Genomic DNA, 25,565 nt, shown 5'->3' on the forward strand with positions numbered 1-25,565 from the left:
CGCGCTCAAGGTTCATGTCGTGATGGCTTTCGCCGAATGGCGGCGTCCAGGCGCTACGCCCGGATTGCCAGACCCTTGGTGTCGAACCTGTGGACCTTGGTCTCATCCGGCGTGATGAAGACGATATCGCCATGCTGGCAGGCGAACTCGCCACCGGCGCGCGCGGTGATCATGCCGATATCCTCGACGTCGATGTGGAGGAAGGTATCCGAACCAAGATGCTCGGCCACGTTGACCTTGCCCTTCCACAAACCGCTGTCCTTCGACAGCAGCAGATGTTCAGGCCGAATTCCAGCCGTTTCGGCTGACTTGCCAAAGGCATAGGCACCCTTGACCAGGTTCATGCGCGGAGAGCCGATGAAGCCCGCGACGAAGAGATTGGCCGGGCTGCGATAGAGATCGAGCGGCGAGCCGACCTGCTCGATATTGCCGCGGTTCAGAACCACGATCTTGTCGGCCATGGTCATGGCCTCCACCTGGTCGTGGGTCACATAGATCATTGTCGTCTTCAGCGTGTTGTGCAGCTCGGAGATTTCCAACCGCATCGTGCCACGCAGTGCCGCATCGAGGTTCGACAGCGGTTCGTCGAAGAGGAACGCGGAGGGCTCGCGGACAATGGCGCGACCGATGGCAACACGCTGGCGCTGACCGCCGGAGAGCTGCGACGGACGGCGATCGAGATAATCGGTCAGATTGAGGATGGCTGCGGCGTCATTGACCTTCTTGTCGATGGCAGACTTTTCCATCTTCGCCATCTTTAGCGGGAAGCCGATATTGTTGCGCACGCTCATATGCGGATAAAGCGCGTAGGACTGGAACACCATGGCAAGGCCGCGCTCGGCCGGTGCCTTTTCGGTCACGTCCTTACCGTCGATGATGATCTGACCGCCGCTGACATCCTCAAGCCCGGCAATCAGACGCAGCAGCGTGGACTTGCCACAACCGGATGGGCCAACGAAGACGACGAACTCACCGTTTTGAATGTCGAGATTGATGGATGGGATGACCTTGGCTTCGCCAAAGACCTTCGAAACATTTTTAAGCGAAATGCTGCCCATTGTTATGATCCTTATTTCACAGCGCCGAAGGTCAGGCCGCGCACGAGTTGTTTCTGGCTGAACCAGCCGAGCACCAGGATTGGCGCGATCGCCATCATCGATGCGGCGGAGAGCTTTGCCCAGAACAGGCCCTGCGGCGATGAGAAGGAGGCGATGAATGCCGTTAGCGGTGCCGCGTTTGTGGTCGTCAGGCGAATGGTCCAGAAAGACTCATTCCAGGCCAGAATGATGTTGAGAAGCAGTGTCGAGGCAATGCCGGGGACCGCCATCGGTGTCAGCACATAGACGATCTCGTTCCACAGCGACGCGCCATCCATCCGGGCGGCTTCCAGGATTTCACCCGGAATTTCACGGAAGTAGGTGTAGAGCATCCACACCACGATCGGCAGATTGATCATGGTCAGCATCAGCGTCAGGCCAAAGCGGGTGTCGAGAAGGCCGGCATTGCGGAACATCAGATAGAACGGCACCAGCACGGCAACGGCCGGCATCATCTTGGTGGAGAGCATCCACATCAGGATGTCCTTGGTACGCTTCGTCGGCGAAAAGGCCATGGCCCAGGCCGCCGGAATGGCAATGAGCAGTGCCAGGATCGTGGAGCCGACCGATAGGACGACCGAGTTCATGAAGGGCTTGAAGTAGTCGCGCTGCGTGTTCACCGTCACGTAGTTTTCCAGCGTCCCCGACGGCCAGAGGCTGAAGCCTGCAATCGCTTCTGGCTCCGTCTTGATGGAGGTGAGGAATGCATAGAGGATCGGGAAGAACAGGATGAGCGCAACCACCCATGCCGCGATGGTAAAGCCGATCTTCGAACGGGTAGAGACTTTACGAGCCATGGGACGTCTCCTTAACGATCGAGGTTCTTGCCGACCGCGCGCATCAGGAAGATGGCGACGATGTTGGCGAGTACGATGGCGATGATACCGCCGGCTGAAGCACCGCCCACGTCATAACCAAGCAGCGCGGTCCGGTAGATCAGGAACGGCAGGTTGGTAGAGGCATAGCCGGGTCCGCCATTGGTGGTGACGAGAATTTCCGCATAGACGCCCAGAAGAAAGATGGTCTGAATGAGGATGACCACCGTCATGGCGCGCGCCAGGTGCGGCAGCGTCAGATAGATGAAACGGTTGAAGAAGTTCGCGCCATCCATTTCCGCGGCTTCTCTCTGTTCACCATCGAGAGACTGAAGGGCAGTCAGCAAGATCAGCGTCGCAAAGGGAAGCCATTGCCAGGCCACGATGATGACGATCGAAAGCAACGGAAAGCGCGAGAACCAGTCGATGGGTTGAAAGCCGAAGAACCTGTTTAGGTCCGCAAGCACACCGTAACCGGGGTGCATGATCATGTTCTTCCAGATCAGTGCCGCGACGGGTGGCATGACGAAAAAGGGCGAGATCACCAGAATACGCACGATGCCCTGGCCGAAGATCGGCTGATCGAGCAGAAGCGCAATCGCAACGCCGCCGATAATGGTGATCAGCAACACACCGCCGACGATGATCAGCGTGTTCCAGATGGACTGGAAGAAGGCCGGATCGGTATAAAAGAATTTGTAATTGAACAGGCCGGCAAAGCTGACATTGGCCGGGTTCAACAGGTTGTAGTTCTGGAAGGAAAACCACAGCGTCATCGCCAGTGGCACGATCATCCAGATGAGAAGCAGGAAAACGGATGGCGCCATCATCACGCGCGCCAGGTTCCTGGTGTTCTGCGTTGCCATTCGCTGTCCTCGCAGTATCGCGCGCGGAAGTAATACCGCAGGCGGTGCATTCTTTTGATTATGAAGACGATCGAGAAGATCCGCCGCCCGGCAATGGCCGGGCGGCAGGCTTCGGGAGGATTACTTGATGTAACCGGCGCGGGTCATTTCGCGCGTCGCGGTGGACTGAGCGCCTGCGAGCGCATCATCAACCGAAGACTGACCTGCAACGACCGCCGAGAAGAGCTGGCCGACCGTGGTACCGAGCGACTGGAACTCGGGGATCGCCACGAACTGGCCGCCGGTATAAGGCACAGGCTTGACCGTTGGCTTGGTGATGTCGGCTGCATTCATGGCTGCAAGCGTCGTCTTGGCGAAAGGTGCCGCCTTCTCGTAATCAGCGTTCTTGTAGAGCGAGGTACGCGTGCCCGGAGGAACGTTGGCCCAGCCTTCCTTGGAGGCGACGAGATCGGAATAGTCCTTGCTGGTTGCCCAGGCGATGAACTTCTCTGCCGAACCAGCCTTCTGCGAGCTCTTCGGGATCGCTAGGTTCCAGGACCATAGCCAGTTGCCATGGTTCTTCAATTCGCCATGCGTCGGGAAGAGCGCGTAGCCAACCTTGTCCGCAACCTTGGAGTCCTTCGGGTTCGACACGAAGGAGGCAGCAACGGTAGCGTCGATCCACATGCCGCACTTGCCCTGCTGGAAGAGCGTCAGGTTTTCGTTGAAGCCGTTGGAAGCAGCGCCCGATGGACCGGCATCCTTCATAAGATCGACGTAGAACTGCAGGGAGTTCTTCCACTCGGGCTGATCGAATTGCGGCTTCCAGTTTTCATCGAACCAGCGGCCACCGAAGGAGTTGGTGAGCGCGGTGATGAAGGCCATGTTTTCGCCCCAACCCGCCTTGCCGCGCAGGCAAATGCCGTTGACGTCGGCCTTACGGTCGGTGATCTTGCGGGCCGCATCGCCGATGAATTCCCAGGTCGGGTTTTCAGGCATTTTCAGGCCGGCTTTTTCAAACAGGTCCTTGCGGTACATGATCATGGCGGATTCGCCATAGAAAGGCGCCGCATAGAGCTTGCCTTCAACCGTCAAGCCACCACGAATGGACGGCAGCATGTCGTTGACGTCATACTTGTCGCCGAGCTTTTCCAGTGGCAGAAGCCAGCCTTGCTTGGCCCAGATCGGAACTTCGTAGTTGCCGATGGTCATGATGTCGTACTGGCCGCCATTGGTGGCGATATCCGTCGTGACGCGTTCGCGCAGGACGTTCTCTTCCAGTGTGACCCACTCGATCTGGATGTCCGGGTTCTTGTCGGTAAATTCCTTTGTCAGTCCCTGCATGCGGATCATGTCACCGTTGTTGACGGTGGCAATGGTCAATGTTTCTGCAGACGCGAGGCCGGAAAGGGCGAGAGCCGAGCATGCGCCCAGCAGAAGTGTCTTCAATGTCATGATCTTCCTCCCAGAAGAAAAATGAGCATTCGCTTTGCTCGAGGGCAATTACTCACTTATCCCGACACAAAGTCAAGCATCCTCCTGCGTTGCAGCGCAAAAGAAGGAGCTAATATACTGATTTAAATGAGATATTTTTGCTCAGTGCGTGAGCAGATATTCAGCCGATTGCTCGTCGGTGATGACGCCATTGAGAAGTCCTCCGCGCAAAGCGGCCAAAATGGCGGGCGATTTCTTTCGCCCCTGAGCGATACCGACCACGGTGCAAGTCTCCCTCGGCGGCACGGGAACGGAGGCGACGCGATCATTGATGGGATTGTTCATGATCTGCCCATCCCCATCGAAGAACCAGCCGCAGATTTCGCCTGCGGCACCCTCGGCGATCAGTTTTTTCATCTCGTCGACGGCGAGGAACCCGTCGAGACAGAGCGGCGCGTTTTCTCCCAACTCGCCAACCCCGACGAAGGTTACATTTGCGGCAGCGCCCAAAGCCAGCGTTGAGCGAACCATGGGCTGGTCATGCAGCAAGAGGCGCTCTTCAGACGATGAGCAAAGAACCGGCAGCGGCATGGGAAAGTGGCGAGCCTTGATCGCATCCGCCATGGAAAAGATGACGTTGTAATAGGCGGCCGAGCCATCGGGGCCGATATTGCCGGTGAGTGAGACGATGCGATGCTGCGGACAGTCCATCGGCGGCAGTTGATCCACCGCCGCTTTCAGCGTGCGCCCCGTTCCGACGGCCAGCACGATCGGCTCTGGCTGGCGCAACCAGCGCTCGATTTCCGCCGCACCCGCCTCGGCTATTCCAACGGTGGAGGAGGTTCCTGCCGGATCGCTCGGAACGACCTCGACATGCTTTAGCGAAAAGCGTTCACGCAGCGCCTCTGCCTTCTCCAGACAGGCAGCAATCGGGTGATCGAGCCGCACCTTGATCAGACGCTCGGCCACCGCCAGCGAGACGAGACGCTGCGCCGACTGGCGCGAAATTCCCATGGCAGCGGCAATCTCGTCCTGCGTGCGACCGGCCACATAATAGAGCCAGCCGGCCCGCGCCGCATCGTCTAACCGTCCACCGCTATCGGATCGCCTGGCCATGTCTCTGCCCTAACTTGTCTGCTCCCCAAGTGCTGGCATTTTTTGCAGTAAAAAGTCAAACCATGAGACACGGCAGACGGCTGTTGAGCAGCGGATGCGAGCCCTCAGCTTGCTTCCTGTACGAGATGCCCGGCGGAGACCTCGCGGTAATGGCGCGGCGGCGGCACGTAACCGACGGGGCGGATCGGGCTTTTGATCTCGTCAGTCGCCATGTTGCGCCGAATATGCCGTCGTGAAGGGTCCGGCACCGGAACGGCAGACATCAGCTTCTTCGTGTAAGGATGCTGAGGATTATCAAAAACGGCGGCGCGCGGACCAATCTCGACAATCTCACCGAGATACATCACCGCCACACGATGGCTGACCCGCTCCACCACGGCCATATCGTGCGAGATGAACAGGAAAGCCAGATTAAGGCTCTGTTGCAGATCGAGCAGCAGGTTGCACACCTGCGCCTTGATCGAGACGTCGAGCGCCGAGACCGCCTCGTCGGCGACAATGACCTTGGGGTCGAGCATCAAGGAGCGGGCAATGGCCACGCGCTGACGCTGGCCGCCCGAAAATTCATGCGGGAAACGCCGCATCATATCCGGGTTAAGGCCCACTTTCTCCAGCAGATCAGCAGCCTTTTCACGCGCCTGCTGCTTGCTGCCGAGGCGGTGCTCGATGAAGGGTTCCATGATTGCCGCACCCACGCTCATGCGTGGGTCAAGACTGGCGAAAGGGTCCTGGAAAATCATTTGCACACTGCGGCGCATGGCGCGCAACGTGACCTTGTCGAGCTGCATCACCTCATAGCCATCGAGCATCACATTGCCGGAGGTCGGCTCGATCAGCCGCGTGATCGAGCGGCCGGTGGTGGACTTACCGCAACCCGACTCGCCAACGAGTGAAAGCGTTTCTCCTTCGGAAAGATCGAAGGACACTTTTTCCACCGCGTGCACGGCACCGGATTTACGACCGAGAAGACCAGAGTGGATATCAAAGCGGGTCGTCAGATCCTTGACCGAAAGGATGGGCGTCTTGCCACCCGAAACCGTGTCCTTGACCTCCACCGCAGGCTGGCTTTCGCCAGTCTTGATATCAATGATCGGGAAACGGGCGGGAAGCACGCGCTCCTTCATCGAACCGAGCTTCGGGACCGCAGAAAGAAGCGCACGCGTATAGGGGTGCTGGCCGCGGTGGAAGATATCATCCGTGGTACCGGTCTCCACCACATCGCCGCGAAACATGACAATGGTGCGATCCGCCACTTCGGCCACGACACCCATATCATGGGTGATGAACAGCACCGACATGCCCTCCTCTTCCTGCAACTGCTTGATGAGGTCGAGAATCTGGCCTTGAATCGTGACATCGAGCGCCGTCGTCGGCTCGTCGGCAATCAGGAGCTTCGGCCGGGAGGCAAGTGCCATGGCAATCATCACGCGCTGGCGCATGCCGCCGGAAAACTGATGCGGATAATCATTAAAGCGGCTTGTCGCATTGGGAATGCGGACCTTTTCCAGAAGGCGGATGACCTCTGCTTTTGCGGACGATGAGGAGATGTTCTGATGCACGGTCAGCGCTTCGGCGATCTGCTTGCCGATCGGAAAGATCGGATTGAGGCTGGTCATCGGCTCCTGGAAGATCATCGAGATCTCCTTGCCGCGAACCTTGCGCATCTCCTCTTCCGGCAGGCTCAAAAGATTGCGCCCGCCGAGCATGACCTCCCCTTCGATGCGGCTCATCTTTTTATCCAGAAGCCGCATGATGGAGAGCGACGTCACACTCTTGCCCGAGCCGCTTTCCCCGACGATTGCCACCGTTTCGCGCGGCGCGATCTCGAAACTCATATCTCGCACGACGGATTTCCATCCGCCATCCACGCGAAAGGACGTGGTGAGATTTTGAACCGACAGGACCGGGGTCACAGACCCGCCGGTTTCTTCCATGGACGTTCCGGCCAAAAGCATGCTGATCTCCTTAAAGTTCGACCGCACAATCGCATGTCGGCATCATGGTATTCCTTGTTTAGGGTGCCACGGCTCGGCTTGAAGCATCGCCCAGCACGCTAACGCTTGCAACCTCGTCGCACGCGTGATCAGCCTCGCGCTTTTGGCTGCGGCCACTGTTTCACACCGCCACTCCAGTCCTCGAAGGCCTTGGACAACTTCATAACAAAGAGATCCTCAAAGCGCGGGCCAACGATCTGCAGGCCAATCGGCATGCCGGACTTCGAGAAGCCGCAATTGATTGAAGAGGCCGGTTGTTCCGACATGTTCCACGGCACCGTGAAGGCAATGTGTTCGAAGGGCAGTTGCGGGTCATTGGTGGGAGAAGCCCAATCCGCAGGATAGGAGACGATCGGATTGGTCGGCGAGATGACGGCATCCACCTTCTGCATCAGCCGCCCGCAGCTCTTGCGCATTTCCATGGTCTGGTTGAAGCCGGAGACTGCGCGCGACCCTGACACCTCGGCACCCTTGCTCGCCCAGTCCAGAATATAGGGCAAAATCGTTGCCCGGCGTTCGTCGCTCAAGGCCACCATATCGCCCCAGAATCTGGCCCGCCAGAAATCGTCCAGACCGTCCAGCATGTCGCGCGTCAGCACTGGCTCGACTGGAACAATGATGGCGCCTGCCGCCTCGAAAAGTCTTGCAGCAGACGTGACGGCATCACGGACCTCGTCATCCAGAGGCAGGCCGCAGCCCGCATCCAGCATCAGGCCGATCTTCAGGCCCCTTACGTCGATCTCCAGATCCAGCCAATCGATGGTGTTGGGTGGCAGCGACGTGCCATCGCGCCAATCCGGACGGCTCAATGTCGACATGGCGTAAGCAGCATCGGTGACGGTGCGCGTCATCGGCCCGGCGCAGCGACCGGTGTAAAAGGGATCGACCGGAATACGGCCTTGGCTCGGCTTAAAACCAAAGAGCCCTGTCCATCCGGCGGGAAGACGCACGGAGCCGCCGATATCCGTGCCGACATGGAGTGTGCCATAGCCCGCAGCCCCTGCCGACGCTGCTCCTGCACTAGATCCACCGGGATTTTGCGTTGGGTCCCACGGGTTGCGGCTCAGATTGTGAAAACTGGACAGGCCCGACGAAAGCATGCCGTAATCCGGGCAGGTCGTCTTGGCATAGAGGATCGCCCCATCTTCACGGCAACGGGCCGCCACCGGTGCATCCTCCAGGGCCGGAACAAGCTCGACCGCCTTCGTGCCGAGCGGTACAGGCTGTCCCTTCGTGGCGATGAGTTCCTTGAGCGAGACCGGAAGGCCATCGAGGGGCCCGAGCAATTCTCCCCTGAGCCAGCGCTGCGTCGAGGCTGCCGCCTGCCTGCGTGCATCTTCGGGATCATAGGCGTAAAGCGCGTTGACGATCGGCTCGAATGCCTCGATGCGCGCCTCCACTGCCTGCCAATATTCCAGTGGGGACAGTGCCTTGTCGCGGTAGAGCGCCAGAATTTCGAGCGTGTTGAGGTCTATGAGATCGGTCATGGAATCGTCTCGTCAAAAATAATAGGAGATGAGGCTGATATCGTCTTCGGGCGATCAGCTCGTGTCGCGCGGGTCGAGGAGATCGCGAAGGCCATCGCCGAGCAGGTTGAGGCCGAAGACGGCAAGCGCGATGGCAAGGCCCGGCATGATGGCAAGCCAGGGGGCGACGCCGAGATAGGTCTGGGCATCGGCGAGCATCCGTCCCCAGGTGGCCGCGGGTGGCGGCATGCCGAGACCGAGGAAGGAGAGCCCGGCTTCTGTCAGGATCGCAAGGCCAAGCTGGATCGTCACCTGCACGATGATCTGGTTGGAGATATTCGGGACAACATGAAGAAGCGTGATCTTGGCGCTGTTCTGACCGATGCTGGTTGCTGCTGTAATATATTCTCTCGCCCATATCTGCAGCGCGGCACCCAGCGTCAGCCGGGCAAAGACCGGTATCATGAAGGTGGCGATGGCAATGATGGCGGTAAACCGGCCGGTGCCGATAAAGGCACCGAGCATCATCGCCGACAGGATGGGCGGCACGGCGAAAATGATGTCGCAGATGCGCATCACCACGGTTTCGGTAAACCCTCTGACGGCTGCGACCGTGACGCCGATGGCGGTGCCGATGAAGGCACCGATGGCAACGGCAGCAATCGCCGTCGACAGTGAGTTCCACGCGCCCGCCATCAGCATGGAGAGCACATCGCGGCCGAAGTGATCGGTGCCGAGCCCACCATAGACGAAGGGCGACTTCAACTTCTGAACGATCTGCATTTTGGTGGGAGACAGCGGCGTCCAGACCAGGGACAGCAATGCGACGGCGATCAGAAAGCTCGTGACGGCAATGCCGATGACGAATGCCGGGCGGCGGCGAAGCAGTCGCATCATCGCGCACCTGTCCGCAATCTTGGATCGATGAAGAGATAGGCGATATCGACCAGGAAATTCATGATGATGACCAGTGCTGAGAAGAACAGCACGACGGACTGCATGACGACGATATCCCGCTGGGTCAGCGCCTGATAGGCAAGCCGTCCAAGGCCTGGCAGGTTGAAGACATTCTCCACCAGCACCGCGCCGGCAATGAGAAAGGTGAATTGCAGACCGATCATGGTGACGACCGGGATCATCGCATTTGGCACCGCATGCCGCCACAGCGCGACCCGCTCGCTTAAACCCTTCGCCCGGGCGGTGCGAACGAAATCCTCATTCATCACCTCCAGCACTGCGGAGCGGCAGACGCGGGTCAGAACACCGGCCTGCGAGACGGCGAGCGCAATGGCTGGCAGAAGGAGCGCCAGAAGACCGGCGGAAAGGCTGGGCGTCCAGCCCGGAAAACCGCCAGCCGGCATCCAGCCGAGCGTTGTGGAGAAGAGAATGATGAGCAGCAACCCGACCCAGAAGCCAGGCACGGCAATGCCCACATGGGAAAACAGCCCGGCGGCGAAATCCAGCGCGCCATTGCGGTTTCGTGCCGCTGCCACACCGAGCGGGATGGCGATGGCAATGGACAGGCAGACAGCGAGAAGCGCAAGCGGGAGGGTAACGGCCAGCCGCTCGACAATCAGACCTGCCACCGGCACACCGTAAGTATAGGACTGCCCGAGATCGCCGTGCAGAACGCCCATCAGCCAGTGGACATAACGAAACGGCAGCGGCTGATCGAGGCCCATTTGTTTCTGAAGTGCGGCGAGCGTATCGGGACTGGCAGAGGTGCCGAGCATGATGGCCGCCGGATCTCCCGGCAGCAGGCCCATGACAAAATAGATGATGAGCGACACCGCAAACAAGGTGACGACGAGGCTTACGAGACGCCGGATGAGGACGGCTAACATCTGGCACCTACTCCTTGTGCACCAAGATCGGTTGATTGCAATCGCTCCGTCTCACCGGATCATGCCCAGCGAGACGGAACGTGCGGTCCCTGCGAAGACTTACTCTTCCCAGCGAACGTCCGTCAGCACGTTCGACGGTATAGGTTCATCCTGCCAAAGTCCCTTGACCTTCTTGTCCCAGACACCAAGCTTGGGCATCACAAAGAGAAAGAGCGCCGGCACGTCCTCAGCGAGGATCTTCTGCGCCTCTCCGTAGAGCTTTTCCTGCTCACCGGCGTCGGCGGTCTTCTCGACATTGGCAATGATCTCGTTGAAGGCCGGGTTCTTGTAATTGAAGTAGTAGGGGTTACGGGAGTAGATATCGATGTCCATCGGCTCGGCATGGGCGACGATGGTCATGTCGTAATTACTACCCTTGAACACATCCGCGACCCACTTGGCCGGAAACTCGGTCGTCTCGATCGTCATCGTCACGCCGATTTCGGCGAGCATGGCCTGGAGAACCTGCGATGTGCGCTGCGCATAGGCCATCTGAGGGGCCTTGATGGTGAAGCTGAAGCCATCCGGATACCCGGCTTCGGCGAGCAAGGCCTTCGCCTTCTCGACATCATATGGGTAGACGCCCGTTGTATCGATGTAACCGCGGTCATTAGGGGTGTAGTGACTACCGATGGCGGTGCCGAGACCGGACCACGCACCTTCGATAACGGTCGGACGGTCAACCGCCATCATCAGCGCCTGGCGCACACGCTTGTCGTCGAAGGGCTTGCGAGCATTGTTCATGCCCGCCACGACCTTGAGTTCGGTATTGCCAACGAAGGTACCGAGGCGTGCGTCGCCATCAAAGGAGGACATCAGCTCCGGCGCGCCAAATTCCGGGAATGCGTCGATATCGCCGGCTTTCAGAGCCGCCGCCTGGGCCTGCGCATCGGACACGAAGCGGAAGGTGGCTTTCTCCAGCTTTACCCCGACGTTCTTGTCCCAATAGGACGGGTTCTTTTCAAGCTCGACCTTGTCACCCTTTGCCCAGCTCACGAATTTGAATGGGCCGGTACCAATCGGCGTCGTGCGGTTGTTTTCCGCAGTCTTCGGCGCGACCATGACCGAGGCTGGCCAGCCCAACCAATAAATGAGGCTGCCAGCAGGCTGCTTCAGTTTCAACACCAGCGTTTCAGGATCCGGCGTCTCGATGGTATCGATGGAAGCAAAGAAGCGTTTCTGCGGATTGACCGAGCTCTCGCCACGGGCACGATCCAGCGAAAACTTAGCAACGGAAGAATCAAAGGCCTCACCGTCATGGAAGGCCACGCCCCTGCGCAGCTTGAACGTATAGGTCTTGCCGTCCGGAGAAATCTGCCAGCTCTCGGCGAGTTGCGGCTTGACTTGCCCCTTGCTGTCAATGGTGACAAGGCCTTCGAAAATGTTCTGCCAAGTGACCTGACCGATGGCGACGGGGGCTGCAATCGTCGGGTCCAGGCCCGTCGGCTCGATCGCCATACCAAGTGTCAGCGCCGTCTTGGGTGCGGCCTCAGCCTCAACAGCCGAGAACGGTAGCCATAGCGCCGTCCCCAAGGCAAGGGTCAGGGCGGTACGGCGAGAGAGCTTCGCCGCCTGCGAAAAATAAGTGCGTGGCATCATTATCCCCTGTCGGACGGCCCGGGCTTTTTGCCCTTTGAAAGACCATCTGTTGCAAAAAGAGTGGCACGGAGACGGCGCACACACAATCTGCATTTTTGTGTGCTCCGCGTAGCGGAAAACGCTACACGGTCTTAGGGAGGGAAATCAACCGATAGACGGTGATCGAATGGACGAAGTTCGATAGAGGAAAACGTAAAGCATCGAGAACGAGCCTGAAAGATCGCAATGCTCCTTACGGAGACGTTGTTGCCTCACGCATGAAACGTTCGATAAAGTCGGCGAGTTTGGAGGCTGCAAAGGAGAGTTGCCGGTCCGGCGCGACGCAGAGGTCGATCTGTGTGTGGATGCCCTTCTTGGCAGCCAGAGGGACGGCAACCATCTGGCCGCTGCGCAACTCGCGCGCCACCGAAAGAGCGGGCAAAAGCGTCGCCGCAGCGTGACCCTGCACCAGTTCTTTCAGCATTTCCAGCGAGCTGGTGATAAAGACCGGATCGAGTTCGATCCCTGCCTCTGCAAAGAGGGCGTCAAACGCCTGTCGTGCGGCAAAGGTTTTGTCCGGCAAAGCAAGCGGAAGCCCGGCAAGTTCCTTCAACGTCACTTCGGGCTGGCCGGCAAGCGCATGCCCCGCCGGGAAGATCGCATCATAGCTGATGCGCGTGCGTGAGCGCACCTTAACGCCGGAAAGCTTCGGCGCAAACAGGCTGACGACGAGGTCGGCTTCCGCCGTTCCCAACGCCTCTATGGCTTGGCGCGCGCTGGTGATATTGACCTCAAAACGCAGCTTTGGATATTTCAGGCTGAACTGTGCAAGGACGGGGGCCAGCAGATTGGCGACGGTCGCACCATTGGCATAGATCGTGACGCGGCCGCGTTGCAGCCCTTTCAGGTCATCGATCAGCTGGTTGACATGGTCCAGTTCCCGCAGCGTCTTTCCGGCGCGTGCGGCAAGGAGTTCGCCTGCCGCTGTCAGCTTCACCCCACGGCTGGAGCGCTCGACCAGCGGTGTGCCGAAATAATATTCGAGATTTTCGATCTGACGACTGACCGCGGTGGGTGCAACATTCAGGTTCTCGGCTGCCGCGCGCATGGAATTGGTACGGACCAGTTCATCGAAATACATCAATGCGCGCAATTGCATGGAGCGATCATCCCCAGTGTTCGATCAAGGCTGTTGGACAGACGTAACCAGCGTCCTCCACTGCTGCGGTCATACACCAGGCGTGAGCCGGTCTCAATCGCGCCGGAAACCTTCGCTCGCCACCATCAGCTGACCGGTATAATCGGCGGAAAACTCTCTGGTCTCCAGCTGATGCACCTCCATCGACTCGACGATCTTGCCGCTTTTCATCACCGCCAGCCTGTCGCACATGTGGCTGATGACGCCGAGATCATGGCTGACCATGACGAAGGTGAGGTTTCTGTCCTTGCGCGCCTGTTCAAGAAGATTGAGAATTTCCGCCTGGATCGACGCATCGAGCGCAGACGTCGGTTCATCGAGAAGCAGAATTTTCGGCTCCAGGATCAGAGCGCGAGCAATCGCGATGCGCTGGCGCTGGCCACCCGAAAGCTGGTGCGAATAGCGGAACCGGAAGCCGGTGCCCAGCCCCACCTCGTCCAGAGCGCGAGTGATGCGCACTTCTTTATCGTCCATGCCATGAATGGCGAGCGGCTCCAGCAGAATGGCATCCACCGTCTGGCGCGGATGGAGCGAACCATAGGGGTCCTGGAATACCATCTGGACATCGCGGTAGAAGCTCTTGTCGCGCGACTTCTTGTTATAGGTCCGTCCGTCCACAGTGAGGGTACCTTCCTCAAAATGGTTGAGACCGGCAATGGCGCGCAGGAGTGTGGACTTACCGGAACCGGATTCGCCAACGAGCCCAAAGGATTCACCTTTGGCGACCTCGATGCTGACCCGATCGAGCGCTAGATAACCGTCGAAGTCCACGACGATATCCTTGGCAGACAGCGCGACCGTCATAGGCGCCACTCCGCTTGACGTTGAAGGACCGGCAGCGGATGCCGGTGCTCGCCGATCTTCGGCAGACAGTTCAGGAGCCCCTGCGTATAGGGGTGTTGCGCATTCTGCAGATTGGCAGATGGCAGCTCTTCCACCACGCGGCCCGCATACATAACGAGCACACGGTCGCAGAAGGATGAGACGAGCCTGAGATCGTGTGAGACGAAAATCAGGCCCATGCCACGCTCACGCACCAGCTTGTCGAGAATATCGAGCACTTCCAGTTGCACCGTCACGTCGAGCGCCGATGTCGGCTCGTCCGCGATCAGAAGCTCAGGCCCGCAGACGAGCATCATGGCAATCATGACCCGCTGCCCCATGCCGCCGGACACTTCGTGCGGATAGAGGCCAAAGACGCGTTCGGGATCACGGATCTGCACCGCCTCGAGCATATCGAGCGCACGCTTCTTCGCCTCGGCAAAGCCGATTCTGTCGTGCGTCTTCAGCGTCTCGACGATCTGGCGACCGATGGTCATGACCGGGTTCAGCGAATATTTCGGGTCCTGCAGGATCATCGCGATCTGCTTGCCGCGAATGGCGCGGCGCTGCTTGGCAGGTGCTCCCAAAAGATCGATATCGCCGAAGCGAAGTGCATCGGCCTCAATTTTTGCGTGACCAGGGGTCAGCCCCATGATGGCGCGACCGGTCTGTGATTTGCCTGAACCGGATTCGCCGACGATGCCGAGACGTTCCCTGCCGAGCGAAAAGGAAACGCCCCGCACGGCTTCAACCAGGCCTGTTCTGGTCGGAAAGCTGACCCGCAGATTGTCGACCGTCAAAAGAGGTGTCGTCGCAGATGTGGTCACTGGCCAGCCTCCTTCGGATCGAGCGCATCGCGAAGCCCGTCGCCCAACAGGTTAAAGCCAAGGCTGACGATGAGGATGGCGGCGCCCGGCATCGCGGCAACCCACCACTGGTCGAGAATGAACCGACGGCCGGATGCAATCATCGCACCCCATTCGGGAAGCGGGGGCTGAGCGCCGAGGCCGAGGAAGCCGAGACCGGCGGCAGTCAAGATTATGCCTGCCATATCCAGCGTCACGCGCACGATGAGCGAAGAGAAACACAGCGGGATGACATGTTTCAGCACGATGCGCCAGGGAGATGCCCCCATCAGCTTCACCGCAGCGATGAAATCGGAATTGCGAAACGTCATGGTCTCGGCACGCGCAATACGGGCGTAAGGCGGCCATGAGGTAATGGCGATCGCCAGCACAGCGTTCTCGATGCCGGGACCGAGAGCCGCGACAAGCGCAAGCGCAAGAACGAGCTTCGGGAAAGCCAGGAAGATATCGGTGATGCGCATCAGCACCGCGTCGATCCATCCACCGGCATAGCCTGCGACGGTGCCGACGATCAGCCCGATCGGTGCGGCGATAATTGCCACCAGCACGACGACGAAGAGCGTTAGACGCGAGCCGTGGATTAAACGGGACAGGATATCGCGCCCTTGATCGTCTGTGCCAAGCCAATATCCATCGGCTCCTGGAGGAAGAAGGCGGGCGTTGCGCAAATCCCCCTGGACTGCGGAATGCGGTGCGAGCACATCTGCGAAGATCGCCACCAGGATCAGCGCCAGAATGATGCCGAGGCCAGCGAGCGCCAGACGGTTTTCCGAAAAGCGCCGCCAGATGACGTAGGCCCGTCCGAGCCGCGCCTGCTTTCGCGAGGTCGGGCGGTCGGAGAGAAGCCATTCGCGGCTATAGGGTTTCACGATGGTCATTGTATCCGTCATCGGCTGCGCGTCCTTGGATCGAGCGTCCGGTAGAGCAGATCGGACAGGAGATTGATGCCGATGAAGACGGCGCCGATCACGATCGTGCCGCCGAGCACGGCATTCATATCCGCATTCTGCAGGGAATTGGTGATGTAAAGGCCGAGCCCCGGCCACGAAAAGATCGTTTCTGTCAGAACCGAGCCTTCGAGTAGACCGGCGTAGGACAACACGATGACCGTCAGCAGGGGTACCGCGGCATTGCGCAGCGCATGGAACCAGATGATGCGTGTTTCTGATAGTCCCTTGGCGCGAGCAGCGACGATATATTCCTGAGCCAGTTCATTGAGCATGAAAGAGCGAGTCATGCGGCTGATATAGGCGAGCGAGAAATATCCGAGCAGTCCAGCGGGCAGTATGATGTGGCGGAACAGATCCCAGAACACGTCCCATTGGCCCTGCCACAGCGCGTCGAACAGATAAAATCCGGTCGTAGGCGTGAAGGTGAACTCGTAGACAATATCGATACGACCCGGATAGGCGACCCAGTTCAACTTGGCGTAAAACAAGAGAAGCGCCAGAAGGCCGAGCCAGAAGATTGGCACGGAATAGCCGATAAGCCCAATGACACGCACGATCTGGTCAATGATGCTGCCGCGCTTGACCGCCGCCAGCACGCCAAGCGGAACGCCGAAGATAGCACCGATCAACGTACCGAGCGTGGCAAGCTCAATGGTTGCCGGGAAGACGCGCTTGATGTCGTCCATCACCGGATTGGTTGTCAGCACCGACGTGCCAAAATTGCCCGTCAGAGCCTGCTTCAGGTAGATGAAGAACTGCTGCCAGAGCGGCAGGTTAAGACCGAGCTCTTCTCGAACGCGCTCCACCACATGCGCAGGCGCGCGATCGCCGACGATTGCCAGCGCCGGGTCGATCGGGATGACGCGGCCGATAAAGAAAGTTACCGCCAGCAGCCCCAAAAAGGTGGTAAAGACGGTAACGACGAAGCCAAGAACGGCGATGAGGCGCCTGTTGGCACGGCGTTTGCCGTGCCTCAGGCTTGCGGGGGTTTCAACGATACTCAATGGACCAATCCTGCCGGATCATTCCTTGGAGATCGTGTAGACGTAGTTGGTATCGAAGCTTGGGCCGAGCTTCAGGCCCTTGAGCTTGTTGGAGTAACCCGCCACCTCTGTCTGCTGGAATACGATGACGAAGGGTCCGGTTTCCAGAACCTTCTTCTGCAGATCCTCATAGATCTTGGCGCGCTTGGCGCTGTCTTTTTCCAAAAGCGCCGACTGCGTTTCCTTCGTCAGCTCCGGAACGTCCCAGGCATTGCGCCAAGCAAGCGTCTTGTTCTTGCCTTCGTCGGAGTTGTCGTAGTTGATGGTAAACGTTTCCGCATTCGAGTTCGGGTCGAAATAGTCCGAACCCCACTGTCCGATATAGATGTCATGCGTGCGCGCACGATACTTGGTCAGCGTCTGCTTGCCATCGCCCGGAATGATTTCCAGCTTGATGCCGGCCTGTGCCAAGGTCTGCTGAACGTTTTCGGCAATGCCGGTGACAGGCTGCGTGTTGCGCACGTCCATAGTGACTGTAAAGCCGTCCTTCAGACCAGCCTTGGCCAGCAATTCCTTCGCCTTGGCAACATCCAGCTTGTAGGGGTTCTCATCCAGCGCACCCAACTGCCCCTTCGGCAGGAAGGTCTGGTGGATTTCGCCGATGCCGTTGATGAGCGTCGCGCCAATCGCGTCATAATCGACGAGATATTTGAAAGCTTCCACGACTTCAGGCTTCTTCAGGTTCTCATTCTTCTGATTGAGGCTGAAGTAATAGACTGTGCCTTTGGGTGCGGAAGTGATGGAGAGACCTTCCTTTTTGGAAACGGCCTCCATATCGCCGGGCTCAAGGTTACGCGCCACGTCAATATCGCCGTTTTCAAGCGCCAGTCGCTGACCGGAGCTTTCCTTCATGTGGCGATAGACGACGCGCTTAAGCTTCGGCTTTTCACCATAATAATTTGGGTTGGCTTCCATGATGACGGCTTCATTGGCCTTCCAGCCAAGGATCTTGTACGGGCCGGAGCCCGCATAGCCGGTCTTCAGGAATTCATTGCCAAAGTCGGTGTCGTATTTGTAGTCGGCTGTTGGCGTCATCGCCTTGGCCTTTTCCATCACGAGCTTCTTGTCGACGACCGAGGCAACCGTTGCAGTCAGAACGTTCAGGACGAAGCTTGGCGCATAGGGCTTATCGACTGTCAGCGTGAAAGTATCAGGCGCGGTGGCCTTGGCCTTCTCCGTGACGTTGTCGCCCTTCAGGCCGAACTGCGTGAGCAGGAAGGCAGGGGACTTGTCGAGCTTGACGGCGCGCTCAAAGGAAAACGCCACGTCTTCTGCCGTTACCGGGTTACCAGATGCAAATTTGAGGCCGGGCTTCAGCTTGAAGGTGTAGGTCAGACCATCGTCCGACGTCGTCCAGCTTTCGGCCAGATCGCCCACGACCTTGGAGGTGTCGTTGAGGTCGATCGAGACCAGCTTGGAGTAGGTGTTGCCGGTGACTTCCGCGGCCGACAGCTCGAATGCCTCACCCGGGTCGAGCGTGATGATGTCATCGATGGCGAAGCCTTCCACCAGCGTATCAGCCGGTGTGGCGGCAAAAGCCTGGGGCGCGGACAGCGCAATCAGCGACAGCGCGGCGCTGGTTGCCAGAATGCGGGCCATTTTGTTGAGCGACTTCGTCATTGTTCTCCCCTTTATAGGTTTCATATCACTCTTGTTCAGGTCGGCTCATGCCAAGCTTGAGCCAGAACGCGCAGCCAGTTTTCCCGGCAAATTTTAGCAAGCTCTACATCAGAGTAGCCAGCAGCCTTGAGAGCGGCAACCAGATTCTGATTGCCCGCCGCATCGGCGATGTCCGCCGGCACTGTCGCGCCGTCGAAGTCGGAGCCGAGCGCAACGCAATCGATGCCCATGCGCTCGACCATGTAGTCGATGTGGCGGACCATGTCGGGTAGCGGTGTCTTAGCATCGTCGCGCGCATCCGGACGCAGCATGGTCACGGCGTAATTCAGACCGACGAGCCCGTTTCTTTCCTTGATCGCGTCCATCTGGACGTCGGTCAGATTGCGGGCAACACCGGTCAGGGCATGGGCGTTGGAATGGCTAGCGATCAGCGGCTGATCGCTGGTCTTTGCCACGTCCCAAAAACCCTTTTCGGTGATGTGAGCCAGATCGATCAGAATGCCGAGCTGGTTGCAGCGCCTGACGAGCTCGAAACCGGCATCGGTCAGGCCAGGCGCGCTATCCGGCGACATGGGAAAGGCGAACGGAACACCATGGCCGAAGGCGTTATGACGGCTCCAAACGGGTCCGAGCGAGCGAAGACCCGCGGCGTAAAAGACCTCAAGCGCATCCAGATCTTCATCAATCGCCTCGCAGCCTTCCATATGAAGGACCGCAGCAAAAATGTCCTCGTTCATGGCCGTGCGGATATCGGCTGTCGAGCGGCAGATTTTCCAGCCGCCTGCGCGCTCCACGCGATAAGCGATCGCCAGCTTTTCCATGGCGATATCGAGAGAGGGCTGCCGCTCAAGAGGTGCGGCGAGCGGCGTGACATAATGGCCGTTCTCGTCCGGCTCTTGCAAAATCAGATCGCCGGAAGGGATATAGACGGCACACAGACCGCCAGCCAGACCGCCAGCCTTGGCACGCGGCACATCGATATGGCCTTGCGACGCTCCGTCAATGAATTCTGCGACTGGGTCCCCGCCTTTTTTACCGTTGTGCCACAGACGCAGCAACACATCATTATGACCGTCGAAAACCAATTGCATTTCAAGTTATTCCAGGATTGACGCAGACTTTTATCGTTATAAACCAGAGGCTTATCGACGGATGGGATGACACGAGCAAAGGGTGATCGGCATCGTGCCGCAATTCAACCAGTCCTCGTCGCAGGCGATCTAGGACCATATTCCAGGTCTTCGCAAGCTTAAAATTGATGCAGGATGAAATTCTCGCCACAAGCATCGGCTTGGCCTTGAAACTCTGCAAACAGAGCGAGAACTATCCAGCCGTCTGCGCGCGAAACGTTTCACTTTCACTGAGCAGCCAGCGCCTGAAGAGGACGACGGGACCGTGGTTGATGCGCGACAGCGGAGCGACGGCATAATAGGAGCTGGGACTTTTGACCGGGTGATCGAAGGCCTGGACGAGTTGCCCTAACTTGAGCTCGCTTTCGATCAGAAACAGCGGCATCAGGGCAACGCCGAGACCTGCGATGCAGGCTTGGGCAACACTGGAAAATTGCTCAAAGCGCATGGCGGGCGCCTGATGCGCGACGATACCGACACTCTTGAACCAGTGATCCCACGCACCGGGCCGTGAGGCCATATGCAGCAGCGCAAGACCGGCAATGTCGTCAGCCCTGGCGATCGGATGGCTGGCGAGGAAGGCTGGGCTGCAGACAGGTGCGACCATCTCGTCCATCAGAAAGACGCTCTCTGCCGCAGGCCAGTCCGGCTGGCCAATATGGATTGCCATATCCAGCCCTTCCTTTTCGAAATCGAACTGACCGATCCGCGTGGCAAAATTCAGCGTGATCTCCGGATGGGCAGCGACGAATTTTGGAATGCGCGGCAACAGCCACCGTGTGCCGAAGGTGGGCAGCATGGCGAGATTGAGCGTATTGGCATGCGTTTTGGTCATGACCTGAAGCGAGGCGGAGCGAATATCGCCAAGCGCAATACCGATCGCTTTCGCATAGGTTTCACCCTCCCGCGTCAGCGAAACGCCCCGCGCGCCGCGCTCGAAAAGTCTGACCCCAAGTTGCTCTTCCAGCGACATGACCTGCCTGCTGATCGCCCCTTGGGTCAGGGAGAGCTCGTCCGCAGCCAGCGAAAAACTGCCGAGCCGCGCCACGGAATCAAAGGCGGCGAGCGCGCTGGTGGAGGGCAGGAGTTTGCGGCTGAGTGACGTCATGGCGCATTCCTATCGGTAATAGCCGGATGAGTAAACATGGCTTGCCCGGCGACGATCGATTGCCAATAATCGCGGCAACAAAAGTGGAGACTTCATCGTGAGCGAACGTGCATCATTCAACTGGCAGGACCCGTTTCTGCTTGAGGATCAACTCAACGACGACGAGCGGATGATCCGCGACTCCGCCGCCGCCTTCGCCAAAGCCGAACTTCTCCCGCGCATTCAGGACGCTTATCTCTCCGAAACATCGGAACCGGAACTCTTCCGCCTGATGGGTCAGGCCGGTCTGCTCGGCGTGACGTTGCCAGAAAAATACGGCGCAGCCGACGCCAGCTACGTCGCTTACGGTCTTGTCGCGCGTGAAGTTGAGCGTATCGACAGCGGTTATCGCTCGATGATGAGCGTCCAGTCCTCGCTCGTCATCTACCCGATCTTTGCCTATGGCTCTGAGGAGCAGAAGGACAAGTATCTGCCGGGTCTGGTTTCAGGCGAGCTCATCGGCTGCTTCGGCCTGACCGAGCCGGATGCCGGCTCTGATCCCGGCGGCATGAAGACGCGCGCTGAGAAGATCGAAGGCGGCTATCGTCTGCGCGGTTCGAAGATGTGGATTTCCAACGCACCGATCGCCGATGTCTTCGTCGTCTGGGCAAAATCCGAAGCGCATAACAACGAGATCCGCGGCTTTGCGCTGGAGAAGGGCATGAAGGGCCTTTCCGCCCCGAAGATCGGTGGCAAGCTTTCGCTGCGCGCCTCCATCACCGGCGAAATCGTCATGGATGGCGTGGAAGTGGGCGAAGACGCGCTGCTGCCCAACGTCTCCGGGCTCAAAGGTCCGTTCGGCTGCCTCAACCGAGCACGTTACGGTATTTCCTGGGGTGTCATGGGTGCGGCGGAAGACTGCTGGTTCCGGGCGCTGCAATATGGGCTTGACCGCAAGCAGTTTGGCAAGCCGCTCGCTGGCATGCAGCTCTATCAAAAGAAGCTTGCCGACATGCAGACCGAAATCGCGCTCGGCCTTCAGGCATCGCTGCGCGTTGGTCGTCTCTTCGACGAGCATCGCATGGCGCCGGAGATGATCTCCATCATCAAGCGCAACAATTGCGGCAAGGCGCTCGACATCGCGCGGCAGGCCCGAGACATGCATGGCGGCAACGGTATTCAGATCGAATATCACGTCATGCGCCACGCGCAGAACCTGGAAACAGTCAACACTTACGAGGGGACGCATGACGTGCATGCGCTGATCCTCGGCCGGGCCCAGACAGGCCTTCAGGCATTCTTTTAAGCCACACACTCACGCCAAGACCCGGCCTCCGAACCGGGTCTTTTGCACTGCGAAATAAATCATACTTTTAGAACTTACCGGTTGAAACCGCGACCGGGCGAAATAATATAAGAGGCTCACCACCGTCTTCGGTTTACCGAAGACATCCCGTTCCGCTTCAGGCGGCAATCGATTTGCTGATTGAACGAAATGCACCGGCGCCCTGCCGGTCGGTAAAATCGCGAAGGTCTTCACATGCACAGCTATCCCGACGTTAAACTCTTCATCAATGGCGAGTGGCGCGACGCGCTCTCCGGCAAAACGATCGCCGTTTCCGACCCTGCGACCGATGAGATCATCGGCTCCATCGCGCATGCGGAAAAGGAAGATCTGGATTTGGCACTTTCCGCCGCAGACAAGGGTTTCAGGGTCTGGCGCGATACCTCCGCCTTCGAACGTTCGAAGATCATGCGCAAGGCCGCCGATCTTCTGCGTGAGCGGATCGACTACATCGCCTGGCTGATGACCCGCGAACAGGGCAAGCCGATCGCCCAGTCCAAGGGCGAAATCAATAACGCTGCCGACACCATCGACTGGTTCGCCGAAGAGGCACGTCGCACCTATGGTCAGGTCATTCCCGCTCGTTTCGGCGGCGTCTCCAACCTGGCGATCAAATTCCCCGTTGGCCCGGTCGCGGCTTTCACGCCCTGGAACTTCCCGATCAACCAAGTGGTCCGCAAGCTTTCCGCAGCGGTCGCAACCGGTTGTTCGATCATCGTGAAGGCACCGGAAGAAACACCGGCGTCGCCGGCAGAACTCATTCGCGCGTTTGCCGATGCGGGCGTTCCGGCTGGTGTCGTCAATCTCGTCTATGGGGTTCCCGCCGAGATTTCGGAATATCTCATTCCGCACCCGGTCATCCGCAAGATTTCGTTTACCGGCTCGACCCCGGTCGGCAAGCATCTAGCAGCACTCGCCGGCAAGCACATGAAGCGCGCCACGATGGAACTCGGCGGCCACGCACCCGTGCTGGTCTTTGAGGATGCCGATCTCGACAAGGCAGTCGAAGTCTCAGCTGCAGCCAAGTTCCGTAACGCCGGACAGGTCTGCGTCGCACCCACCCGCTTTCTCATCCAGGATGGCATTGCCGACAAGTTCATCGACGGCATCGTCAAATATGCCGAAGGCCTGAAGATCGGAAACGGTCTGGATGCCGACACCGGCATGGGACCTCTGGCCAATGAACGCCGCATCCCTGCGATGGAAGCGCTGATTCAGGACGCGGTTTCGCATGGTGCCACGCTGAAGACCGGCGGCAAGCGCATCGGCAACAAGGGTAACTTCTTCGAGCCGACGGTTCTAACCGACGTGCCGACAAGCGCCAAGATCATGAACGAAGAGCCCTTCGGTCCAGTGGCGATCGTCAACCGCTTCTCCACGATGGAAGATGCGATCGAGGAAGCAAACCGCCTACCCTTCGGCTTGGCCTCCTACGCCTTTACCGGTTCGGTGAAGACGGCGCACGCTCTCGGCCAGCGCGTCGAAGCCGGTATGCTGACGATCAACCACAATGGCCTTGCCATTCCGGAAGTGCCCTTCGGCGGCGTGAAGGATTCCGGTTACGGCACGGAGGGCGGTTCAGAAGCGGTCGAGGCCTATCTCGAGACCCGCTTCGTCAGCCAGATGAACTGATACTTACTGATCGAAAGCTGGCAGGCCCGAATTAAACTCCAACCACCTACCGAGACTTGAGGGTGGAACCAACAATGATGCTGAAGCGCCTACAGTGGGGACATTGTAGGCGCTTTTCTCGTTCGAAATATTTTCTTGAAGCATTGCGCATAGGAAGCAATTGTTCAATTTTTTGCCACCTCGTCGATACAGGCGCAGAACGGTCATCTATAGGAGGCGCTTGTTGCATTCGGTTGCGGTCGGAACCTGGACATTGTTGATCGAAGACGGAAGCCTTCCACCAATTTGCGACAGCTACGTGAAAAGTGCCGCCTTCGTGGATCAAATCGAACCGAATGCGCTAGAAGGGCGCGATCTATTCTTGGGGGTATTATGCGATGGAGGCAACCCGCACAGGTTACCTGAGATCGTCATTACTCAGAGATATGAGGATGCCAGTGGAACATTCCATCCTGGTTTCCTCGTCGTTCCGGAGACCTCGATTCTATTCATCGGAGCGGGAGAACGTCTCCTGGGCTATAACATCCATAAGCGAGAAAGGATCTTCGAGGATCGCACCGATTACGGCTTCTTGCGCTGGACACGGCACGAGGATTACGTTCTCATGTCTGCGGAGTTGGAGTTCGGGGTCTGGAGCAAGACCGGCGAGAAGCTCTGGTCAGTCTGTGTCGAACCACCGTGGAATTTCACTGTCTCCGATAAGACTGTCGAGCTGGACATCATGGGAGAAGTGAAAAAATTGAGATTAGAAACTGGAGCGGCGGCGCTGAAAGATACCAGCTCAACACGGGGCATTTAGCACTAGAAAGCTAAAAAGCGCTGCGGAGATCAGCCTTAGTGCTCGGAGTTTAGCGACCAATTTCCGCCATAGCAGAATATTCCTCATTTGAAGAAGTGGGGGACAAACTAACCGGGCCTTTGTCATTTTCCCCCATGCCACTCGGCCAACTCGCGTTCGGCTCTCTCCAATGCGCTGTAATTCAGAAGCTTGCGCAGGTAGGCGATGGTGATGGCGCGCGTGCGCAGATTATATCGCCCTTCCGCCTCGTCGTCGGCCGTCGACTGATGCACGTTCAGTTTCTCGTAGAGGCTCTGCAGGCGGTTCTGCACACTGCGCAGCGACAGGTTCCGACGCCGTGCAATGGCCTTGTCCGTCAGTCCCAGCGCCATATCGATCAGGATTTCATATTCCGCATCGGAAAAGCCGTGCGCCTTGCCGAGGCTCTTTTCCTGCAGCCCCCGGACTTCGCGATCGATCACGCATTGCGCTTCGATGAAGATGCTGCGCAGCGCCAGCCGCAGGCGGTCGTCCGAGGCTGATTTCAACACGTAACCATAGGCGGCGCCTTCGGGCACGATGCGGGAGACGCCACGCACATAGGCTTCATCCGAATAATTGGACCAGAAGAGAATGCGGGTATCCGGCCTCTCCTTCCAGATGGTGCGGGCGGCCTCGATGCCGTTTCGCTCGTTCATCTGCAAATCCATAACGATATGGGCGGCGCGATTTTCTCGCGCCAGCTTTTCACCTGCCCTACCGTTCTCAGCCTCCAGTACCGTGCCACATTCCGGCAGGGCCGCCCTCACCGCTTCGTTGAGATAGGCCCGATGCAGAACGTCGTCCTCGATGATCAATACGTCCAT

22 protein-coding genes are annotated in these 25,565 nt (G+C 58.6%); 3 read left to right on the forward strand and 19 right to left on the reverse strand.

Going from position 1 to position 25,565, the window contains the following annotated elements; translation table 11 throughout:
• Positions 1-53: 53 nt before the first annotated feature.
• The 18 genes from PVA19_RS20425 to PVA19_RS20510 all read right to left on the reverse strand — a co-directional run bounded on the left by PVA19_RS20425 (position 54) and on the right by PVA19_RS20510 (position 20,965).
• Positions 54-1,058 carry an ABC transporter ATP-binding protein gene (locus PVA19_RS20425; RefSeq protein ID WP_274103993.1) on the reverse strand — a complete coding sequence of 335 codons (1,005 nt, stop codon included), beginning with the start codon at positions 1,056-1,058 and terminating at the stop codon, positions 54-56.
• A gap of 11 nt (positions 1,059-1,069) precedes the next feature.
• Positions 1,070-1,894, reverse strand: coding sequence for a carbohydrate ABC transporter permease (locus tag PVA19_RS20430; protein WP_062423581.1), 825 nt, complete (start codon positions 1,892-1,894; stop codon positions 1,070-1,072).
• 11 nt (positions 1,895-1,905) lie between these two features.
• Positions 1,906-2,778 carry a carbohydrate ABC transporter permease gene (locus PVA19_RS20435; RefSeq protein WP_062443610.1) on the reverse strand — a complete coding sequence of 291 codons (873 nt, stop codon included), beginning with the start codon at positions 2,776-2,778 and terminating at the stop codon, positions 1,906-1,908.
• 120 nt (positions 2,779-2,898) lie between these two features.
• On the reverse strand, positions 2,899-4,212 hold the full coding sequence (locus PVA19_RS20440) for an ABC transporter substrate-binding protein (protein WP_274103994.1): 1,314 nt from the start codon (positions 4,210-4,212) through the stop codon (positions 2,899-2,901).
• A 141-nt stretch (positions 4,213-4,353) separates the two neighbouring features.
• Positions 4,354-5,307 (reverse strand): sugar-binding transcriptional regulator, encoded by a 954-nt coding sequence (locus PVA19_RS20445; protein ID WP_274103995.1) that lies wholly within the window; start codon positions 5,305-5,307, stop codon positions 4,354-4,356.
• A gap of 104 nt (positions 5,308-5,411) precedes the next feature.
• Entirely contained in the window at positions 5,412-7,262 is a 1,851-nt protein-coding gene (locus PVA19_RS20450) for an ABC transporter ATP-binding protein (RefSeq protein WP_113260402.1), read from the reverse strand.
• Between the two features lie 128 nt (positions 7,263-7,390).
• Positions 7,391-8,788, reverse strand: coding sequence for an amidase (locus PVA19_RS20455; RefSeq protein ID WP_274103996.1), 1,398 nt, complete (start codon positions 8,786-8,788; stop codon positions 7,391-7,393).
• A 54-nt stretch (positions 8,789-8,842) separates the two neighbouring features.
• Positions 8,843-9,664 carry an ABC transporter permease gene (locus PVA19_RS20460; protein ID WP_274103997.1) on the reverse strand — a complete coding sequence of 274 codons (822 nt, stop codon included), beginning with the start codon at positions 9,662-9,664 and terminating at the stop codon, positions 8,843-8,845.
• Positions 9,661-10,611 (reverse strand): ABC transporter permease, encoded by a 951-nt coding sequence (locus PVA19_RS20465; protein ID WP_274103998.1) that lies wholly within the window; start codon positions 10,609-10,611, stop codon positions 9,661-9,663. Before PVA19_RS20465 ends, PVA19_RS20460 begins: the two co-directional genes overlap by 4 nt.
• A 99-nt stretch (positions 10,612-10,710) precedes the next feature.
• Positions 10,711-12,246 carry an ABC transporter substrate-binding protein gene (locus tag PVA19_RS20470; RefSeq protein ID WP_274103999.1) on the reverse strand — a complete coding sequence of 512 codons (1,536 nt, stop codon included), beginning with the start codon at positions 12,244-12,246 and terminating at the stop codon, positions 10,711-10,713.
• A 235-nt stretch (positions 12,247-12,481) separates the two neighbouring features.
• Positions 12,482-13,387 (reverse strand): LysR family transcriptional regulator, encoded by a 906-nt coding sequence (locus PVA19_RS20475; RefSeq protein WP_274104000.1) that lies wholly within the window; start codon positions 13,385-13,387, stop codon positions 12,482-12,484.
• Between the two features lie 93 nt (positions 13,388-13,480).
• Positions 13,481-14,230 (reverse strand): ABC transporter ATP-binding protein, encoded by a 750-nt coding sequence (locus PVA19_RS20480; RefSeq protein WP_274104001.1) that lies wholly within the window; start codon positions 14,228-14,230, stop codon positions 13,481-13,483.
• Positions 14,227-15,075 carry an ABC transporter ATP-binding protein gene (locus PVA19_RS20485; protein ID WP_274104002.1) on the reverse strand — a complete coding sequence of 283 codons (849 nt, stop codon included), beginning with the start codon at positions 15,073-15,075 and terminating at the stop codon, positions 14,227-14,229. Before PVA19_RS20485 ends, PVA19_RS20480 begins: the two co-directional genes overlap by 4 nt.
• The gene (locus tag PVA19_RS20490; RefSeq protein ID WP_113179171.1) at positions 15,072-16,004 is read right to left on the reverse strand and encodes an ABC transporter permease; all 933 of its coding nucleotides are present in this window, start codon (positions 16,002-16,004) and stop codon (positions 15,072-15,074) included. Before PVA19_RS20490 ends, PVA19_RS20485 begins: the two co-directional genes overlap by 4 nt.
• Positions 16,001-17,068, reverse strand: a complete 1,068-nt coding sequence (locus tag PVA19_RS20495; protein WP_274104003.1) for an ABC transporter permease — start codon at positions 17,066-17,068, stop codon at positions 16,001-16,003. The genes PVA19_RS20490 and PVA19_RS20495 overlap by 4 nt, the downstream gene beginning before the upstream one ends.
• 18 nt (positions 17,069-17,086) lie before the next feature.
• Positions 17,087-18,727, reverse strand: a complete 1,641-nt coding sequence (locus tag PVA19_RS20500) for an ABC transporter substrate-binding protein (RefSeq protein ID WP_274104004.1) — start codon at positions 18,725-18,727, stop codon at positions 17,087-17,089.
• A 35-nt stretch (positions 18,728-18,762) separates the two neighbouring features.
• Entirely contained in the window at positions 18,763-19,818 is a 1,056-nt protein-coding gene (locus PVA19_RS20505; RefSeq protein WP_274104005.1) for a dipeptidase, read from the reverse strand.
• A 232-nt stretch (positions 19,819-20,050) separates the two neighbouring features.
• Positions 20,051-20,965: a LysR family transcriptional regulator gene (locus tag PVA19_RS20510; RefSeq protein WP_112359373.1), complete on the reverse strand. Its 915-nt coding sequence runs from the start codon at positions 20,963-20,965 to the stop codon at positions 20,051-20,053.
• A gap of 97 nt (positions 20,966-21,062) precedes the next feature.
• Here PVA19_RS20510 and PVA19_RS20515 point away from each other — a divergent pair, with 97 nt between their 5' ends.
• From PVA19_RS20515 to PVA19_RS20525, 3 genes are all read left to right on the forward strand, one after another.
• Positions 21,063-22,250, forward strand: coding sequence for an acyl-CoA dehydrogenase (locus tag PVA19_RS20515; RefSeq protein ID WP_274104006.1), 1,188 nt, complete (start codon positions 21,063-21,065; stop codon positions 22,248-22,250).
• A 234-nt stretch (positions 22,251-22,484) separates the two neighbouring features.
• Positions 22,485-23,921 (forward strand): NAD-dependent succinate-semialdehyde dehydrogenase, encoded by a 1,437-nt coding sequence (locus PVA19_RS20520; RefSeq protein ID WP_274104007.1) that lies wholly within the window; start codon positions 22,485-22,487, stop codon positions 23,919-23,921.
• Between the two features lie 223 nt (positions 23,922-24,144).
• Entirely contained in the window at positions 24,145-24,720 is a 576-nt protein-coding gene (locus tag PVA19_RS20525) for a hypothetical protein (protein ID WP_162686450.1), read from the forward strand.
• Between the two features lie 122 nt (positions 24,721-24,842).
• Here the strand turns inward: PVA19_RS20525 and PVA19_RS20530 are convergent, their stop codons facing one another.
• Entirely contained in the window at positions 24,843-25,565 is a 723-nt protein-coding gene (locus tag PVA19_RS20530) for a response regulator transcription factor (protein WP_062423599.1), read from the reverse strand.

It is taken from the genome of Agrobacterium sp. CNPSo 3708 (assembly GCF_028674915.1).
Lineage (GTDB): Bacteria > Pseudomonadota > Alphaproteobacteria > Rhizobiales > Rhizobiaceae > Agrobacterium > Agrobacterium cavarae.